Below are 1362 nucleotides of genomic sequence, written 5' to 3'. Positions count from 1 at the left end.
ACTCGGTGAATCCCTAGACTGCGTGGCCTTCCCTGGTCCGGCGCGGGGCCGCCGTGCTGGAGTGACCGGCGGACGGAAGGCGACGACGCGGCCGCAGTGGGCACGGCGCCGCCCGGAACCGTCGTACGACATCTGCGAAAGGGGAACCCGGGTGGCGCAGCAAAACACCTCGGACGTGCTCGACCCGGCTTCCGAGGCCGGTTCCCGGACCGGGCGTGAGCCGGCCGTGGCGCCGGACGGTGGCGCCACCCTGCTGGCGTGGGCGGCGCGGATGCGCAAGGAACAGCCGGTGTGGCACGACCACGCCGGCCGGGTCCATGTCTTCCGGCACGCGGACGTGCAGCGGATCCTCGCCGATCCGGCGACGTTCTCCTCGGACACGGTGGGCCGCCTCTCCGGCGGCGAGAAGCAGGCCCCCCGCGGCACACTGCTGCTCCTCGATCCGCCCCTGCACGGCAAGATGCGCCGACTGGTGAGCCGGGCGTTCACCCCGGGACTGATCTCCGGTCTCCAACCATGGATCACCGAACTGACCGGGCAACTGCTGGACGCCGCTCCCGAGGACGCCTTCGACCTGGTGGACACCCTCGCCAACCCGCTGCCGGTGACGGTCATCGCACGCATGCTCGGGGTACCGGTCGAGGACCGGGACCGTTTCCAGGGCTGGGCCGACCAACTGCTGTCCACCGACCCGGAGGACCCGCAGAGCGTGCACCGCATGGAGGAGACCGCCCTCACCATCTCCGCCTACCTCCAGGGCTTCGTCGAAGCCCGGCGCAAGGAGCCGGACACGAACCTGCTGAGCACCCTGGTCACCGCCGAGATCGACGGTGAGCGGCTCGACGACGAGGACATCGCAAGCTTCGCGACCCTGCTGCTGCTCGCCGGGCACATCACCACCTCGGTACTCCTGGGCAACGCACTGATCTGTCTGGACCGGGACCCGGCCCTGTTCGCACAGGTGCGCGCGGACCGCTCGCTGATACCGGCGGTGATCGAGGAGACCCTGCGCCTGCGCCCGCCGTTCACCCGGATCGAGCGGGTCACCACCACCACGACAACCGTCGCCGGAGTACAGATCGCCCCCGACACCCTGCTCCACCTGTGGCTGCTCTCGGCCAACCGCGACACCGAGGCCTTCGAACACGCGGACGACTTCCGCCCCCACCGCTCCAACTCCCGCCAGACAGCGTTCGGACACGGCATCCACTACTGCATCGGGGCCCCACTGGCCCGGCTGGAAGGCCGGATCGCACTGGAAGCCCTGCTCGACCGCTACGACCACATCACCGTGGACCCGCAAGCACGGCTCGCCTGGCACGGCACCAACGTCTTCGGCGCACGCCACCTGCCACTGCTCGT

1 protein-coding gene is annotated in these 1362 nt (G+C 70.3%); it reads left to right on the top strand.

All coding sequences use genetic code 11. The annotated features are described in order from the left end of the window. Positions 1–151 precede the first annotated feature (151 nt). Positions 152–1362: cytochrome P450 (locus AWZ10_RS37515; RefSeq protein ID WP_244172680.1), on the top strand; the 1211-nt coding region annotated here is incomplete at its 3' end.

The sequence above is a fragment of the Streptomyces europaeiscabiei genome (assembly GCF_001550375.1).
Classification (GTDB): Bacteria; Actinomycetota; Actinomycetes; order Streptomycetales; family Streptomycetaceae; genus Streptomyces; species Streptomyces europaeiscabiei.
Note: the sequence above shows the minus strand (reverse complement) of the source record. Positions and strands in the feature narration are given on the sequence as shown.